Genomic DNA, 16,798 nt, shown 5'->3' with positions numbered 1-16,798 from the left:
GTCAAGTTTCTGCGTCCGGTCGCGTTTTCATTGGAGCCTAAGCTCAAGACCAGAACATAAGGAGGGCTCCATGGCCGACGAAGCGCTTGTCGTCATCGACCTGCAGAACGATTTCTGCCCGGGTGGCGCCCTGGAAGTGGCTGGTGGCGACGAAATCGTGCCGTTGGTCAATGACCTGATCCGGCGGACCGAGCACGTCCTGCTGACGCAGGACTGGCACCCTGCCGGCCATTCCAGTTTTGCCTCCAGCCACCCCGGCAAGCAACCGTTCGAAACGATCGATGTGCCTTATGGCCACCAGACGCTGTGGCCGGATCACTGCATCCAGGGCAGCCTGGGGTCGGATTTCCATTCGGGCCTCGCCTGGAGCAAGGCCGAGCTGGTGATCCGCAAGGGGTTCCGTCCTGCGATCGACAGCTATTCGGCATTCTTCGAGAACGACCGGACGACGCCGACCGGCCTTGCCGGCTATCTCCGGGATCGGAACATCGAGACGCTGACCCTGGTCGGCCTGGCGACGGATTTCTGCGTCGCCTTTTCGGCGCTCGACGCGGTCAAGCTCGGTTTTGCGACGTCCGTGCGGCTCGACGCCTGCCGCGGCATCGATCTCAACGGCTCCGTGGAGAGGATGCTGGGCCGGATGCGCGATGCCGGCGTGGCACTGATTTGAACGTCATCCAGCCGAAGCTGACAGACTTTTGAGGGGCTTCATGCGGTTTGCGGCGTTGACGGCAAGTGCTGTACTGATTGCCGCAATTCTTTCTCCGGGAGCGGTTCTTGCGGCCGAAGCGCACGAATTGCCGGGCGCCGCCATGTCGCTGTGGTGGGTGCTGCCGTTTGCCGGGCTGTTGCTTTGCATCGCGACCGGGCCGTTGCTCTTCCAACATGCGTGGGAACACCATTACGGCAAGATCGCTGCCTTCTGGGCAGCGTTGGTGATCGGGCCGCTGGCCATCGCCTTCGGCATCCCGTCGGCCACGCAGGCGGTGCTGCATGCGCTGCTCACCGAATACATGTCGTTCATCATCCTGCTGTTTGCGCTGTTCACCATTTCGGGCGGCATCTTCGTTGCCGGCAACATACACGGCACGCCGCTGGTCAATGCCGGGCTGTTGCTGGGCGGGGCGGTGCTTGCCTCGATCATTGGCACAACCGGCGCCTCGATGATCCTGATCCGGCCGCTCATCCGCGCCAACGACAACCGGCGCTTCAACGCCCATGTCGTCATCTTCTTCATCTTCCTGGTGTCCAACATCGGCGGGTCGCTGACGCCGCTCGGCGATCCGCCGCTGTTCGTCGGCTTCCTGCGCGGCGTCGATTTCTTCTGGACGACAGTTCACCTGTTGCCCGAGACGCTGTTCGTCGCCGGCGTGGTGCTGGTGGTTTTCCTGGCGGTCGACATCTTCATGCATCACCGGGAGGAAGGCGCGCCGAAGATCAAGGATCCGACGCCCGACAGCAAGGTGCGCATTCGCGGCCTGGCCAACATCCCGCTGCTGGCAGGGGTGATCGCCGCGATCCTGATTTCCGCTGCCTGGAAGCCGGAAGTGAGCTTCTCTTTTCAGGGCGTCAGCCTCGAGCTGCAGAACCTGGTGCGCGACGCCGCCATCCTGATACTGGCCTTCACTTCGCTTGTCGTCTCGCCGAAGGAGTTTCGCGGCGCAAACGCCTTCAGCTGGGGGCCGATTGCCGAGGTGGCGAAGCTGTTCGCCAGCATCTTCATCTGCATCGTGCCGGTCGTCGCCATATTGCGGGCCGGGCTCGACGGCGCGCTGGCGCCGTTGGTGCTGCTGGTCAGCTCCCCGACCGGCGCGCCCGACAACCTTGCTTATTTCTGGCTGACCGGGGCGCTGTCGTCCTTCCTCGACAATGCGCCGACCTATCTGGTGTTCTTCGAACTGGCCGGCGGCGATGCGCAGCATCTGATGACCGAACTCGCCTCGACGCTGGCGGCGATCTCGGCCGGCGCGGTGTTCATGGGCGCCAACACCTATGTCGGCAATGCGCCGAATTTCATGGTCTATGCCATTGCCAGGCATCGCGGCATCAAGATGCCGAGCTTCTTTGGCTATATGGCGTGGTCTGGCGCCGTGCTGATCCCGACGTTCCTGCTTGCCGGCTTGCTGTTCTTTGCCTGATCATCCGACGCCGACATAGCGACGGACCGCCGAGGGATCGGCACGCAGTTCCTCGACATTGACCGTCTCGCGGTTGCGGCCGTTTTCGATGAAGCAAACGCGGTCTGCGACCGACAGCACAGCATCGACGCGCTGCTCGACAAGAATTGTCGACACGCCGAGCGCTCGCAGTTTCGACACGGTTTCGCGAATCTTGGCGATCATCGACGGCATCAGCCCTTCGGTCGGCTCGTCGAGCAGGAGCACCTGCGGTTCCAGACACAAGGCGCGCGCCATGGCCAGCATCTGCTGCTCGCCGCCGGACAGCGTGCCGGAACGCTGCCTGAGGCGCTGGCGCAGCAGCGGGAAAAGATCGAGCACGTTTTCGCGCGTCGCCTTGCCCTTGTTGCGGGCCATCAGGCCGATCTCGATGTTTTCCGCCACCGTCATCTCGGCGAACAGCCGCCGGCCCTGCGGCACGTAGGCGACGCCGGCCTTGGGCACCCCATGCGCCGGCAGGCCTGTCAACTCCCGCCCTTCGAGCTTGATCGAGCCGGCGCTTGCCGGCACCAGGCCCATGATCGCCTTCAGCGTCGTCGTCTTGCCGGCGCCGTTGCGGCCGAACAGGCAGAGCACCTCGCCCTCGTTCAACACGAGATCGAGGCCATAGAGCACCTGGACCTCGCCATAGAAGCAGTCGAGCCCGGAGATCGTCAGTGCCTTGGACTGGGCCTCAGCCATTGGTCGTCCCCAGATAGGCGTCCTGCACCGCGGCATTGGCGCGGATCTGCTCGGGTGTGCCTTCAGCTAAAATTCTGCCGGCGTTGAAGACGGTGATGCGGTCGGCGAGCTGGATGACCACCGGCATGTTGTGCTCGATCAAAAGCACGGTGGCGCTATCGGCGATCTCGCGCACCAGCTCGATGAAATTGTCGATCTCGCTGTCGGCCAGCCCTTGCGTCGGTTCGTCGAGGATCAGCAGCCGCGGCTTCAGTGCCAGCCCCATCGCCACTTCCAACAGGCGCTGGTGACCGTAGGACAATTGCCCCGCCGGCATGTGGGCGCGGTCGGCAAGGCCGGTACGCTCGAGGGCGGCCATGACGCCGGTGTGAACCGCACTCTTCGAGCGGCCGTCGGTCAGCGTGCGCTGCACCGGCAGGGCAACATTGTCGTAGGCGCTGAGATTGGCGAAGACGCTGGTGATCTGGAACGTGTAGGCGATGCCAAGGCGAACCCTGGCGTAGGCCGGCAGGCTGGTGATGTCGGCGCCATCGAAAACGATCGTGCCCGACGAGGGCTGGATGCGGCCGCTGACCAGGCTGACGAAGGTGGTTTTGCCGGCACCGTTGGGGCCGATGACGGCGCGGATCTCGCCCGGCATCAGCGCGAAGTCGACGCCGTCGACGGCGCGCAAGCCGCCGAAACTGCGCGACAGTCCTTTGGTCGTCAAAAGCGGCATCATGGCAACCACCCGACCCAGCGTTGGCGGATACTGCCGAGAATGCCTTTCGGGAAGAACAGCACCAGCAGGATCAGTGCTATGCCGACGATCAGCAAATAGGCCGAGGTGTAGCCGCTGGCGACGTCGATGACGTAATACATGAACAGCGTGCCGATCAGCGGCCCGAGCGTGGTGGCGGCGCCGCCCAGCAGCACCCAGAGCAGCGGCAGGATGGAATATTGCACCGAGGCGAAGCTCGAGCCGACATAGCCGAACAGCAGCGCATAGGCCGCGCCGGACGCCGCGCAGATGCTGCCGGAGATGACGACGGCGGCAAGCTTGCTGGAGAACGTATCGTAGCCAAGCATCTTGGTCCGCTCCTCGTTCTCGCGGATGGCGACCAGCACGCGACCGTAGCCGGAGCGGACTATGGCCAGGCTTATAAGCAGCACGATCGAGAACAGCGCCAGCGCGCTCATATAGCGCACGGTCGGGTTGGTGAGGTCGAGCGACGTGCTGCCCAGGACCAGGACACGCATCGGCTGCGGCACGACCATGCCCTGGTCGCCGCCGGTCCACGCGGCGAGATAGAGGATGACGAGATAGAATACCTGCGCGAACATCATTGTGACGATCATGAAGGCGACGCCGGAGGTGCGCAGCGCCAGCAGCCCGATCACCAGCGCGAGAAGCGCGCCGCAGGCAAGCCCGGTTGCGAAGGCGGCCGATACGCTCCAGCCGAGATGGATGACGGCAAGCCCGGCGCCATAGAGCCCGGCCGAAAAGAACATGGCATGGCCGAGGCTGAGCAGCCCGACATAGCCGAACAGCAGATTATAGCCCATGGCGAAGACCGCCAGCACCATGATGCGGGCGAGCAGGCCGTGATGGTATTCCGGCAGGATGAAGCTAAGCCCCAAAAGCAGGGCGATGACGCCGAGATGCAGCGCATATGGCTTTGCCGGCGAAGCATCCTTCATCGCGATGTCGTCCCGAACAGGCCCTGCGGCCGGAACACCAGCACCATGGCGACGAGCAAGGTGGCGATGATCTTGGCCAGCGTCGGTGAGAAGAACACCGAGATAATGCCGTCGGAAAGGCCGATCAGCACCGCGGCGACGACCGTGCCGCGCAACGAACCAAGGCCGCCGATGATGACGACGATGAACGAGAGCAGCAGCGGGTCTTGTCCCATCAGATAATGCGCCTGGCTGATCGGCACGATCAGCACCGCGGCGACAGCAGCCAGCATGGCGCCGAGGGCAAAGACGCCGGCATAGACTTTGGTCACCGGAATGCCGAAGGCCTGCGCCGTCTCGCTGTCATATTGTGTGGCGCGCATGATGAGGCCGATTTTCGTGCGCGTCAGCACCAGCCAGGTCGCGACCAGCAGCAGCGCCGACGCGGCGATGATCGACAGCTTGTAGCCGGAATAGCCGAACCACGGCAGGAGGATGCGGTAGCTGAACGGCGGCTCCACCGGCCGCGCCTCCGGGCCGTAGAAGGTCAGCGCCAGTTGCTGGATGATGTAGAGCATGCCGATGGTGGCGACGATGGTGGCTTCCGGATTGTAGTTGAGCCGGCGCAGCACCAGCCGTTCGGCGATCAGCGCGATCAGGCCGACGATTAGCGGCGCCAGCACCAGGGCGGCCAGGAAGCCAAGCGCCGGATGGCCGGATATCGCCGTAGAGATCGCCCAGGCAAGCACCGCGCCCAGCATGAAGAACTCGCCATGCGCGACATTGACGACGCGCATGACGCCGAACACCAGCGATAGGCCAAGCGCCGTCAGCGCCAGCACGGCGGAGGTGACGAGGCCTTCGAGGGCGGCGAGGAGCAGGTGTGGTCCGAAGTGCATCGGCTAAGTACCGGCGGATGCGCGAAGCACCCCCCTCTGGCCTGAGGGGAATGTCTCGGCGCTCACGCTTGCGGCAGCAGCCAAGCTCACAGCGCCTGCGTGGTGTAATCCCCTTCCGGCTCGTAGAGGCCGTCCTCGATCTTGGTCTTGTGGACGACATTCAGCCGGCCGCCTTCGACCTTGGAGATGTTCTGGATACCAAAACACTGGTGGATCTTGCCGTTGAAGGTTTTCGGTCCCTGCGGATGCTCGGGCCCCTCGGCGAACTCGGTCAACGCCTCGGTCGCCTCGACCAGCTTGGCGCGGTCTTCCGGGCCCTTGTAGCCGGCGTCCTCCATCGCCTTCTTGACGACGTAGAGCGTTTCCCAGCAGCCGAACATGTGCGCGGCGGTGGAGACGTCCTTGGGGTCGCCGACAGCGGCACCATTGTCGTCGATGCCGACGGCGGCGCGGTAGGCCTTCTGCGCAGGGGAGTCATCGGGCTGCGCATAACGCGGCGAACCTTCCCAGAAATGGCTGCCGTCGAGGAATTCGAGGCCGGGGCTGTTGATGTCGGTGGCTTCGAGCGAATCGATGAAGCCGAACAGCTGCGGCCGATTGGAGCCGTAGAACTCGCCGAGCTCCTTGACGAAGGTGAGCACCGCCGGGCCGACCATGACGTGGTAGATCACCTCGGTCTCCGCGGGGATCTGCGGGAAATATTTGGTGAAGGAGGATTCCGTCGGCGGAATCGCGATCTGCGCGATGACCTCGGCGCCTTGCGCCTTCAGCGCCGGCGGCAGGTAGTCGCGATGGTCGTAGCCGAAGGCGAAATCGGGGAAGATCTGCGTCACCTTCTTGCCGGCGTTGGCGGCAATCCACGGCGCCATCGACTGGATCTGGCTCTTCACATCGGTGATGCCGGGCTGAAAGACGTAGCGGTTCAATTTGGTCGAGGCGACGTGGTGGCCTTCGCTAACGACGAAATAAGGCATCTTGGCCTCGCCGGCGGCCGGCGCCGAGCCGATGACGACATGCGAAAACAGCGTACCGTAGACTATGTCGGTCTTGTGCTGGGAGGCGAACTTGCCGACGACTTCGGCGCCGCGGCCGGGATCGGTGCCGTCATCCTCGATGATCACCTCGACCGGCCGGCCGTTGATGCCGCCGGCATCGTTGATCGCCTTGACCGCAGCCGCCGTGGTCTTCTCGTACCAGCGGCCGTAGGCGGCGCCGATACCGGTCCGGTGCGACTGGAAGCCGATCTTGATCGGCGCCGAACTCTGCGCCTGGCTGTACCGCACGAACCCAGGCGCGACGGCGAGGCCAGCGCCCGCGGCCAGGCCTTTTAGCGCCGTGCGGCGGGTGAGAGCGGATCTGGAGAGATCGAAAAACCCATTCTTGTCAGTCACGGCAGTTCCCCTTGTTTTTGAGCTTTGACCAATGGCTGTAGCGAGGCAGACCACTCTTGCTAAGAGGGCAGAAAATTGCATGTGTACAAACTAAATCACCAAAGCTCCGACGTGGCAAGCGAGCTTTCCCCAAGGTTCGATCGACGGGCATCGCACACCTCGTTCATCCGGCGCTCGGCGTCGCAAGCAGCCATAGGCCGAGGACGGTGTAGGCGATCATCAGCACGGTGAGCGGGAACTGGCTGAGCGCGGCGCGAACCGGAATGGGGTGCAGCCGCCAGGCCAAGCCATGGGCGACAAACACTGCAAATATGTGGCCTACTATGATGACGCCGGCCTGGAGGTTCCACAGCCACCACGCCGAACCGGCGCCGGCGACGACGCCGGCTTCAATTGACATGTCGGCGCTACCGAACAGGTTCCAGCCCAGCGCAAACGGGTCGGAGAGAGCGGCAATCGCATATTGGCCGTCGACCAGCAGTGCCGTCAGATAGTGTGCGAAGTGGTAGGCGAGCGCTATCGGCACGATCGACCAGACCAAAAGCCCGGCGGCGTGACCAAGCGAATGCTTGCTGCCGGCAAGGTGCTGGCCAAGAAAGACGGCGAGCGCGAACACGGCCGCAAGCACGGCAAAGCTCAGCACAAGACCGAAACTGCCGATGCCGATCAAAGCGGTGCGTCCAGGGAACTCCAGCGGATTGATGCCGAACCAGCCTAGCCAGAAGAAGGTTTTCGACAGGCCGTCGAAGGACACCGACGACAGCGAGAGCAGCAGGAAAGCGACGCCGCTGAGCGGCAGCGGCGCGGCACCAAGCAGCTTGGCGCCCGGCCAGCAGAGTTTGAGTCGGCCGTCTGCACCACGCTCGACGATGGCGAAGCGCGCCACCATCGAAAAGAATACGGTCAGGAATTCACCGCGCAGGCTCCAGTCGCGGTAGCCGAAGGCCTGCATGGCGGCGAAGCTCAGCAGCCAGTAGGCGCCGGCGGCCCAGGCCAACCGAGCCGGATCGTCGGGCGCCGGGTCGATCAGCTCGAACCAGGCGAAGGCGAAGAACAGCACGAAAGCCGGCCAATAGCCGAGCCACCGGGGGAGCAGACACGGCTGCGTTCTGCCGGACAGGCGCGAGGCGACGCGGCACGGCCCGTACCAGGGATTGAGCCACGACCAGAGATCGCCGGCGAGCCCCTGCAACAGAGCCAGGCCAACCCAGAGCAATGTCCATACGGTCAGCGGCAGCGGGTTGGAGAGCGGATCGCGGCTGCCGAACAGGCCGGCGGCAATGAGAATTGCAAAGCCGGCAAAGGATACCAGGCTGACGGCAGTCCGCGCTCCGTCGCCGAAGGCGAAAAGCGGCAGGCGTTTGCGCCAGAAGCGGTCGAGGGAGTCCGGCGGGAGTAGAGCCAGGATCAGGAAGCTCGCGGCAATGGCGAGCGCGCCGCCGGCGACATAGTAGCCGGTGGGAAGCAGCAGAACGTGGCCGCGGTCGGAGGCGTGGGCGAACGCGGGCGTGGGCAGGAATGCCAAGGAAGCGACGAGGCCAGGAATGGCTGACGAACAACAGCGCTCTACGGCGCCCCCCTCTGTCCTGCCGGACATCTCCCCCACTTGGGGGGAGATCGGCTGGCTGTGGGGTCGGCGCTTTTCTTGCAACATGCAAGATTGGCGAAAGCGGGGGTGATGGCCAATCTCCCCCCTCGTGGGGGAGATGTCCGGTAGGACAGAGGGGGGCGCGAAGGAACTCATACTACGCAAGAGTTCCCCACACCCTCACACCTTGACCAACTGCTCCACGCGGTCCTTCTGGCCGAAGATGCGCAGATAGCGCTCGATCTCTTTCTCGTAGCCTGTCGACTTGGCCGGATTGTCGGAAAGCTTGACCGCCGGCCTGCCGTTGGCTTCGGTGACCTTGCAGACCAGCGAGATGGCGTCTAGCCGGTTGGTCTCGGTCGGCGCGCAGCCCTCGAAATCGTTGGTCAGGTTGGTGCCCCAGCCGAAGGACATGCGCACCTTGCCGCGGAAGTGGCGGTAGGTTTCCTCGATGGTCTCGACCTCAAGCCCGTCGGAAAAGATGAGCAGCTTCTGCTTGGGGTCCCTGCCCTTTTCGCGCCACCAGGAAATGATCTTCTCGCCGCCCTCGATCGGCGGCGCGCTGTCGGGGCGGAAGCCGGTCCAGTCGGCGACCCAGTCCGGCGCATCGCGCAGGAAAGCCGCGGTGCCGAAGGTGTCCGGCAGTACGATCAGCAAATTGCCGCCGTAGTAGCGCTGCCAGTCCTGCAGCACGTTGTAGGGCGACTGTTTCAATTCCTTTTCCGAATTGGTGAGCGCGGCGAACACCATCGGCAGTTCATGCGCGTTGGTGCCGAGCGCCTCGAGATCGTTGTCCATGGCGAGCAGCACATTGGAAGTGCCGGTGAAGGCCTCGCCGATGCCTTCCTTCAACGCTTCGACGCACCAGCGCTGCCACAGGAAAGAATGACGGCGGCGGGTGCCGAAATCCGAGATGCGGATGCCGGGCAGCGCCTTCAGCCGCTCGGTCTTGGCCCACATCTTGGCCTTGGCGCGGGCATAGAGCACGTCGAGCGCGAACGGCCCGAACGCCCGCATGGCCGCGCGAGATCGAAGTTCATTGATAATTGCCAGCGCCGGGATCTCCCACAGCGTCGTGTACATCCACGGGCCGCTGAAGGCGAGTTCGTATTGGCCGTCGCGCTTGGAAAGCTCGTATTCGGGCAGCCGGAAATTTTCCAGCCAGGCGAGGAATTCCGGTTCGAAGATCTGCTTGCGGCCATAGAAGGTGTTGCCGCCGAGCCAGATCATCTCTTTCTTCGAGAAGCGCAAGGTACGGGCATGGTCGAGCTGCTCGCGCAGCTCCGTCTCGTCGATCTCCTCGGCAAGGCGGACCGAGGTGGTTCGGTTGATCAGCGAGAAGGTGGCGTCGACCTTGGGATACATGCCCCAGATCATCTGCAGCATCAGAAGCTTGTAGAAATCGGTGTCGAGCAAGCTGCGGACGATCGGGTCGAGCTTCCAGGTGTGGTTGTAGACGCGCCGCGCTATATCGGTCTTTGCCATCTCTCAATGCCGCCTTCGCTGCTCGCTCTAGCTTTTGTCTAGCGCAATTCCGGACGGAAAACCGCTGCGCAGTTTTCCCGGAATTGCTCCAAATGCCTCTTAGCATCGAATTTTTGAAAGCGCCTCCCGCTTTGCGGACTGGCCCGACAAAAAGAAGCCCCTGCGGCAAGCGGCGCCCACGGCAGTGTCGGCCTCAGGATGCGGTCTTGGCGCCGACCACCTTGAGCGCCGGACGCTTGCGACGAGTGCCGATGCGGCCCGCCACCGGCGCATCGGCGCGGCGGTCGGCCTGCTCTTTCTCGGCAAACAGCCAGTCGATGAACAATTGCACGATCGGCGCCGACCGCATCTCGTTGCGGCAGACGACGTAGAAATCGTCGACCGCCGGCACGGAAAGGCTGAATGGCGCGACAAGCAGGCCCCTGGCGAGCAGTCCGCTTGCCGTCACTGTATCGCCGAGCGCCACGCCATGGCCGTGGACCGCGGCCTCGGTCGCCATGCGCGCGTCGCCAAGATGGTGGCGGCGGCCGCGCTCCAGGTCTAGCGCGTCGGCGGCAGCCAGCCAGGTGTGCCATTCGCGGCCGTCGTCGCCATGCAGGAAGACGTGATCGGCGAGGTCGCGGACGGTGCGGATCGGGCGGTTGTTGATCAGCGTCGGGCTGACCACCGGGAAAAGTTCGAGACCCGACCATTTGCGCATCCAGCAATCGGTCCAGCTGCCGTCACCATAGTGCACGCAGACATCGATATGCGGTGCGCGGACGTCCTTGGCATCATTGGATGGGATCAGCGTCAGCCGGATATCCGGATATTGCGAAGTGAAGCTGCCCAGCCGCGGGATCATCCACAGCAACAGCAGCGCCGGCACGCAGGATACCGACAGCGCGCCGGTGCTGGCCGGCCGTGTCATGCGCTGGGTGGCGGCGGCAATGCCGTCGAAGGCGGTCGACACCGCCGGCAGCAATTCGGCGCCGTGCGGCGTCAGCTTCACCCGCTGGCCGGAACGCTCGAACAGCTTGATGCCCAACGATTGTTCGAGCGCCTTGATCTGATGACTGATGGCGCCATGGGTGACGTTGAGCTCAGCCGCCGCCTTGGTCAGCGAGGCGTGGCGCGCCGTCGCCTCGAAGGCGCGCAGCGGATTGAGCGGTGGCAAACGCTTGGCCATTGGAACCTGAACTCTGTGAGATTTTCTCACAACAAACACCCTAACAATATCAATTGATTTTTCAATGCAGCTACAGGACACTTTGCCCAGGCATTGCATCAAGACGTGAAAGCTGCAGGCAGCCGACGGCTGCGGCTATCGAGGCGTCGTCCGCGCGCTTCACCAGCCATGGAGGACCGACATGGGTTACGACCGCGGCAAGCTCGAAGCGTTGCGCCGCAAATACGGCGAGAGCCATGGCGGCGAAATGTTCGACCCGAAATTCCAGCGTGTCGCCGACAAGATCTTCTCCAAGAGCGGCACGCGGCTGGCGCCCTATTCCGGCATCCCGACCTTCCTCGCGGCGCCCTATCGTGAAATCGCCCCCGACAATCCGGATTTCGGCGATCTTCAGGTGGCGATGATCGGTGTGCCGATGGATCTGGGCGTCACCAACCGGCCGGGCGCCCGTTTCGGGCCAAGGGCGCTGCGCGCCATCGAGCGCATCGGCCCCTACAACCATGTGCTGGAATGCGCGCCGACGCATGAGCTGAAGGTCGCCGACATCGGCGACGTGCCATTCCAGAGCCGCTACCGGCTGGAGACCAGCCATGACGACATCGAACGCCGCACCAACCAGATCGTCGATGCCGGCGTGCTGCCCTTATCTGTCGGCGGCGACCATTCGATCAGCCACCCGATCCTGAAGGCTGTCGGCAAGAAGGCGCCGGTCGGCATGATCCATATCGACGCTCATTGCGACACCAGCGGCCTGTTCGACATGACCAAGTTCCACCATGGCGGGCCGTTCCGTAACGCGGTGCTGGACGGCGTGCTCGACCCGAGCCGCACCATCCAGATCGGCATTCGCGGCTCGGCCGAGTACCTTTGGGAGTTCACCTATGAGTCCGGCATGACCGTGGTGCATGCCGAAGAGGTGACCGGCCTCGGCATCCCCGCCATTATCGAGAAGGCGCGCAGGATAGTCGGCGACGGCCCGACCTATGTCTCCTTCGACATCGACAGCGTCGACCCGGCCTTCGCGCCGGGCACCGGCACACCGGAAGTCGGCGGGCTGACGACGCGCGAAGTGCTCGAGCTGCTGCGCGGCCTGAAGGGCCTCAACATCGTCGGCGGCGACGTCGTCGAGGTGGCACCACAATACGACGCAACCACCAACACCGCCCACGCCGGCGCGCAGGTGCTGTTCGAGATCCTCAGCCTGATGGTTTTCAGCCCGGCAATCACCGGCAAGGCGGGCTGACACGCTCGACCATGATCCCGAAAAGTGGGAACCGGTTTTCGGAGAAGATCATGGTCCACTAGAGAATCCAAAGCGACCGCCGCGCTGGAGCCGGCGGTTGCACTCAAACAAACAAGCTTCCAGCAGGGGAATAAAAATGACACTTCACATGAAACTCAAATCATCTATCGCCGCCGTGCTGATGCTCGGTGCGGCCGGTCTTGGTTTCACCACCCAGGCCGTCAATGCCGACGCGATCGACGACATCGTCAAGGCCGGCGCCATCAATGTCGGCATCTTTTCCGATTTCCCGCCCTTCTCCTCGGCCAGCGCCGATATGAGCATCAAGGGCTACGACATCGACGTCGCGCAATTCATCGCCGACCAGCTCAAGGTCAAGCTCAATCTGGTCAGCGTGACCGGCCAGAACCGCATCCCGTATCTTACCGACAAGCGCGTCGACCTGCTGATGAGCGTCGGCTATTCCAAGGAGCGTGAGCAGGTGATCGATTTCGCCGCCGCCTACGCGCCCTATTACATCGCCGTCATCGGCCCGGCAGCACTTGCGATCAAAGGCAAGGAAGACCTCGCCGACAAGTCGATCGCCGTCAATCGCGGCACGCTGGAGGACACCTCGCTGACCGAGGTAGCACCCGCCTCGGCCGACATCCGCCGTTTCGACAACTACAATTCCGTCATCCAGGCCTTCATCTCGGGCCAGACCCAGCTGATGGTGGTCGGCAACGATGTCGGCGCCCAGGTGCTCGCCCGCCAGGAGGCGCTGAAGCCGGAGCAGAAATTCCAGCTTCTCACCTCGCCCTCGCATATCGGCCTCAACAAGAAGGAAGACCGCCTGAAGCAAGCGGTCAACGATGCGGTTGCCAAGATGCTGGCCGACGGCAAACTGGACGAAAGCTCGAAGGCCTGGCTGAAGACACCGCTCGATCCCGCCAATCTCAAGGATTGACGGCCAGTGACCTATAGCCTCGACTTCGGCTGGCTTGCCGGGGCGACAGGGGCGATCGCGCGCGGCGCGGCCACGACGATCCTGTTGATCGCCGTGACCACGCTGGCGGGAACCTTGCTCAGCATCCTCGGCGCCGCAGGGCGGCGGAACGGCCCGCTGCTGCTCAAGCGGGCGATCGGCGTCTATGTCGAGGTGATCCGCAACACGCCTTTCCTGGTGCAGCTGTTCTTCATCTTCTTCGGGCTGCCCAGCATCGGCGTCAGGCTCGATCCGGTGCTGGCAGCCATGTTGGCGATGACGCTCAACATGGCCGCCTACACGATCGAGATCGTTGGCGCCGGGCTCGACGCGGTGCCGCCCGGGCAGACGGAAGCGGCTCTCGCCCTTGGGCTCAGGCCGCGCCAGGTCTTCATCAAGATCGTGCTGCCGCAGGCGCTCAAGGTGATCTATCCGGCGCTGACCAGCCAGATCGTCATCATGATGCTGGAATCCGCCGTGGTGTCGCAGATCGCGGTGCGCGAGCTGACCTACGAAGCCGACATGCTGCAGGCACGCACGTTCCGGGCTTTCGAGACCTATTTCGTGGTGACGATGGTCTATCTCGCCCTGTCGATTGGGCTGCGCCGGCTGCTGGTCGGCGGCGGGCGCCGGCTTCTTGGAGCCGGCGTGTCATGATCGAATTCACCTTCTGGGACATTCTGCGCAACCTGCTGCTGGCGGCGCGCTGGACGGTGCTCTTGTCGTTGGCTGCCTTTGTCGGCGGCGCCGTGGTCGGCATGATCGTGCTGTTCTTCCGGATCGCCAAGAATAAATGGGCGCGGCGGCTTGCCTCCGGCTACATCGCGCTTTTCCAGGGCACGCCGCTGCTGATGCAGCTGTTCCTGATGTTCTTCGGCCTGCCGATGTTGGGCCTGCGCATCGAGCCGTGGACCGCGGCGGTGCTTGGCCTGACCTTCTTCGCCAGCGCCTATCTCGCCGAGATCTGGCGCGGCGGCGTCGATGCGCTGCCGCGCGGCCAGTGGGACGCCGGCGCCAGCCTCGGCCTGCACTATTTGCAGGAGCTCAGGCTGATCATCTTGCCGCAGGCGTTTTCGATCACCCGCGCGCCGACCGTCGGCTTTCTGGTGCAGCTGATCAAGTCGACCGCGCTGACCTCGATCATCGGTTTCGAGGAGCTGGTGAGGACATCCAACGCGATCAACAATGCGACCTTCGAACCGTTCAAAGTCTATGGGCTGGTAGCGCTGATCTTCTTCGTCATGTGCTTTCCGCTTACGCAATACGCACGTTCGCTCGAGCAGCGGGCGGCGGCCCGCTGAGCGGGCGACCAGCGCTTCAACGCCCGAATACCTGAGGCGGCGCTATACGGTCGCGCCGCAGCCAGCGCCCCAGCAGGAGCGCGGCAACCACCGCCAGTCCCGACGACAGGCCGATCCAGATGCCGACGCCATTGAAGCCGAAACGGAAGGCCAGCAGCACGCCGAGCGGCAGGCCGATGCCCCAATAGCCGATCGCGGCATAGATCATCGGCACCTTAGTGTCGTGCAGGCCGCGCAGCATGCCGCTGGCCACCGCCTGCGCGCCGTCAAAAACCTGGAACAGCGCGGCAAAGGCGAGGAACGACACGGCAAGCGCCACCACCTCGGCATTCGCCGGATTGCCCAGGTCGATGAAGGCGCCGATCAGGAGATGCGGCCACAGGATCATCACCAGCCCCATCAGCGCCATGAAGGAGACACCGACGACATAGGCGGTCCAGCCAGCCCGGCTGACACCTTCCGGATTGCCGGCGCCGTGGGCAAGTCCGACGCGCACCGTCACCGCCTGGTTGAGGCCGAGCGGCACCATGAAGGTGATCGAGGCGATCTGGATGGCGATCGCATGGGCGGCAAGCGAAGCCGCATCGATCAGGCCCATGAGAAAGGCCGCCGCGTTGAAGATCGTCACCTCGAAGGCCAGCAGGCCCGCGATCGGCAGGCCGAGCCGCAGCAGGCCCTTGAAGCGCGGCCAGTCGGCCCGCCAGAAGCGTCCGAACAGACGATAGCGCCGAAATTTCTTCTCAAGCATCACCACCACCGCCATGCCGGCGAACATAAGTGTGCTGGACAGCGTGGTGGCAAGGCCGGAGCCGGCGATGCCCATCGATTGGATGCCGAGATTGCCGAACATGAACAGCCAGTTGAAAAAGGCGTTGCAGGCGACGGCAACGAAAACGATGATCAGTGCCCAGCCCGGCCGCTCCAGGGCCGAAATAAACGAGCGCAGGACGATGTAGCCGAAAAAGGGCAGCACCGCCCATTCAAGCCAGCGCAGATAGACGCCGGCCTGGTGCGCCAGCGCCGGTTCCTGACCCATGGCCAGCAACACGCTCTCGCCGTGCCAGAGAAGGACCCATATCGGAATGCAAATGAGGATCGCCAGCCACAGACCCTGGCGCACGGTGCGGCGCAGATCGCGCACCGAGTGGCGGCGACGGCCGAGCTCGGTCGCCATCATCGGCGAGGTCGCCAGCATCAAGCCGAGCCCAAAGATGAGCGGCATGAAATAGAGATTGGCGCCAAGTGCACCGCTGGCCAGCGTGTCCGGCCCCAGCCGCCCCATCATCATGACGTCGGTAGCGGTCATCGCGGTCTGGCCGAGATTGGTCAGCACCATCGGCCAGGCGAGCGCCAGCATCGCCCTGATTTCCCGACGCCAAAGGTTTTCCGGCGCGCGAGCGTCGGCTTCGATCGCAGACATTCTAGTTTTCCGCCTATCCGATTGCGGCACGTCGGCAAGAGCCGGAAGCCGCGTCTCAGCGCGGAAAATGGCCAAGATCGGCCGGATTCCGCATTACGACGGGTTTGTCTATCAAATGGGCACTGGTGGCAAGAGGCTGACTTGCGGAAGGGTTAAGCCAGTCTGCTCAACGCACGCTATTGGAGAGGCTATGGAAGCCGCTATGGTCACGGCGGATTCATTTGAAAAGGCACCCTGATGAGCGCGTTTCCCGAAATCTATCTGGTTCGGCATGGCGAGACGGAATGGAGCGCGTCCGGAAAACATACCGGCCGGACCGACATACCGCTGACGCCGGCCGGCGAGGACGCGGCGAGGCAACTCGTCGACCGGCTCAAGGGCCTGTCCTTCTCGGCGGTGTGGTCAAGCCCGTCGCAGCGCGCCTTCAACACCTGTGCGCTGGCCGGCTTCGGCTCGTCCGGCGTGAAGAATGACGATCTGGCGGAGTGGGATTATGGTGCCTATGAGGGATTGACCACCAAGCAAATCCTCGCCGAGCGTCCCGGCTGGCGGCTCTTTCGCGACGGCTGCCCGCGTGGCGAGTCGGCCGCGGATGTCGGCTCGAGGGCGGACCGGATCGTCAGCCAGTTGCGCGAGGCCGGCAGCAACGTCCTGGTCTTCTCAAGCTCGCATTTCCTGCGGGTGCTGGCCGCACGCTGGCTCGGCCTGCCGCCGCAAGGTGGCGCGCTTTTCGTTCTGGACACCGCCAGCATAAGCGTGCTCGGCTACGAGCACGATTTTGACGAACCGGTAGTCCGGCGCTGGAACCAGAGATAGCTGTCT

16 protein-coding genes are annotated in these 16,798 nt (G+C 63.8%); 7 read left to right on the top strand and 9 right to left on the bottom strand.

The window, feature by feature from the left end; genetic code table 11:
* The first annotated feature begins 70 nt into the window (after positions 1–70).
* Both pncA and NKH21_RS02675 read left to right on the top strand, forming a co-directional pair.
* On the top strand, positions 71–670 hold the full coding sequence (gene pncA, locus NKH21_RS02680) for a bifunctional nicotinamidase/pyrazinamidase (RefSeq protein ID WP_352490552.1): 600 nt from the start codon (positions 71–73) through the stop codon (positions 668–670).
* A gap of 40 nt (positions 671–710) precedes the next feature.
* Positions 711–2,138, top strand: a complete 1,428-nt coding sequence (locus tag NKH21_RS02675) for a sodium:proton antiporter (RefSeq protein ID WP_352862952.1) — start codon at positions 711–713, stop codon at positions 2,136–2,138.
* On the opposite strand, the gene NKH21_RS02670 is transcribed toward NKH21_RS02675, so the two are convergent.
* The 8 genes from NKH21_RS02670 to gcvA form a co-directional block, all read right to left on the bottom strand.
* Positions 2,139–2,858, bottom strand: a complete 720-nt coding sequence (locus tag NKH21_RS02670) for an ABC transporter ATP-binding protein (RefSeq protein WP_352862951.1) — start codon at positions 2,856–2,858, stop codon at positions 2,139–2,141.
* Positions 2,851–3,579 (bottom strand): ABC transporter ATP-binding protein, encoded by a 729-nt coding sequence (locus NKH21_RS02665; protein ID WP_352862950.1) that lies wholly within the window; start codon positions 3,577–3,579, stop codon positions 2,851–2,853. The genes NKH21_RS02670 and NKH21_RS02665 overlap by 8 nt, the downstream gene beginning before the upstream one ends.
* On the bottom strand, positions 3,576–4,538 hold the full coding sequence (locus tag NKH21_RS02660; protein ID WP_352862949.1) for a branched-chain amino acid ABC transporter permease: 963 nt from the start codon (positions 4,536–4,538) through the stop codon (positions 3,576–3,578). Before NKH21_RS02660 ends, NKH21_RS02665 begins: the two co-directional genes overlap by 4 nt.
* Positions 4,535–5,416, bottom strand: a complete 882-nt coding sequence (locus NKH21_RS02655) for a branched-chain amino acid ABC transporter permease (protein WP_352862948.1) — start codon at positions 5,414–5,416, stop codon at positions 4,535–4,537. The genes NKH21_RS02660 and NKH21_RS02655 overlap by 4 nt, the downstream gene beginning before the upstream one ends.
* An 86-nt stretch (positions 5,417–5,502) precedes the next feature.
* Positions 5,503–6,807 carry an ABC transporter substrate-binding protein gene (locus NKH21_RS02650; RefSeq protein ID WP_352467797.1) on the bottom strand — a complete coding sequence of 435 codons (1,305 nt, stop codon included), beginning with the start codon at positions 6,805–6,807 and terminating at the stop codon, positions 5,503–5,505.
* A gap of 163 nt (positions 6,808–6,970) precedes the next feature.
* Positions 6,971–8,404, bottom strand: a complete 1,434-nt coding sequence (locus tag NKH21_RS02645) for a hypothetical protein (protein ID WP_352862947.1) — start codon at positions 8,402–8,404, stop codon at positions 6,971–6,973.
* Positions 8,405–8,575: 171 nt separating this feature from the next.
* Positions 8,576–9,880, bottom strand: coding sequence for a nicotinate phosphoribosyltransferase (pncB, locus tag NKH21_RS02640; protein WP_352862946.1), 1,305 nt, complete (start codon positions 9,878–9,880; stop codon positions 8,576–8,578).
* A gap of 193 nt (positions 9,881–10,073) precedes the next feature.
* Positions 10,074–11,048: a transcriptional regulator GcvA gene (gcvA, locus tag NKH21_RS02635; RefSeq protein ID WP_352862945.1), complete on the bottom strand. Its 975-nt coding sequence runs from the start codon at positions 11,046–11,048 to the stop codon at positions 10,074–10,076.
* Between the two features lie 181 nt (positions 11,049–11,229).
* On the opposite strand from gcvA, the gene speB reads away from it, so the two are divergent.
* The 4 genes from speB (at position 11,230) to NKH21_RS02615 (ending at position 14,556) form a co-directional block, all read left to right on the top strand.
* A complete protein-coding gene (gene speB, locus NKH21_RS02630; RefSeq protein ID WP_352862944.1) occupies positions 11,230–12,291 on the top strand; it encodes an agmatinase in 1,062 nt (353 codons plus the stop codon).
* A 136-nt stretch (positions 12,292–12,427) separates the two neighbouring features.
* Positions 12,428–13,237: a transporter substrate-binding domain-containing protein gene (locus NKH21_RS02625; protein ID WP_352862943.1), complete on the top strand. Its 810-nt coding sequence runs from the start codon at positions 12,428–12,430 to the stop codon at positions 13,235–13,237.
* Between the two features lie 6 nt (positions 13,238–13,243).
* Entirely contained in the window at positions 13,244–13,912 is a 669-nt protein-coding gene (locus tag NKH21_RS02620) for an amino acid ABC transporter permease (protein ID WP_352663666.1), read from the top strand.
* Positions 13,909–14,556, top strand: coding sequence for an amino acid ABC transporter permease (locus NKH21_RS02615; RefSeq protein ID WP_292662377.1), 648 nt, complete (start codon positions 13,909–13,911; stop codon positions 14,554–14,556). The genes NKH21_RS02620 and NKH21_RS02615 overlap by 4 nt, the downstream gene beginning before the upstream one ends.
* A 16-nt stretch (positions 14,557–14,572) precedes the next feature.
* Here the strand turns inward: NKH21_RS02615 and NKH21_RS02610 are convergent, their stop codons facing one another.
* Positions 14,573–15,976, bottom strand: a complete 1,404-nt coding sequence (locus NKH21_RS02610) for an MATE family efflux transporter (RefSeq protein WP_352862942.1) — start codon at positions 15,974–15,976, stop codon at positions 14,573–14,575.
* A 234-nt stretch (positions 15,977–16,210) separates the two neighbouring features.
* Between NKH21_RS02610 and NKH21_RS02605 the strand changes: the two genes are divergently transcribed.
* Positions 16,211–16,792, top strand: a complete 582-nt coding sequence (locus tag NKH21_RS02605) for a histidine phosphatase family protein (protein ID WP_352663947.1) — start codon at positions 16,211–16,213, stop codon at positions 16,790–16,792.
* Positions 16,793–16,798: the final 6 nt, after the last annotated feature.

This window comes from Mesorhizobium sp. M1329 (genome assembly GCF_040318035.1).
Taxonomy (GTDB): Bacteria; Pseudomonadota; Alphaproteobacteria; order Rhizobiales; family Rhizobiaceae; genus Mesorhizobium.
This window is presented reverse-complemented; position numbering and strand designations above follow the sequence as displayed.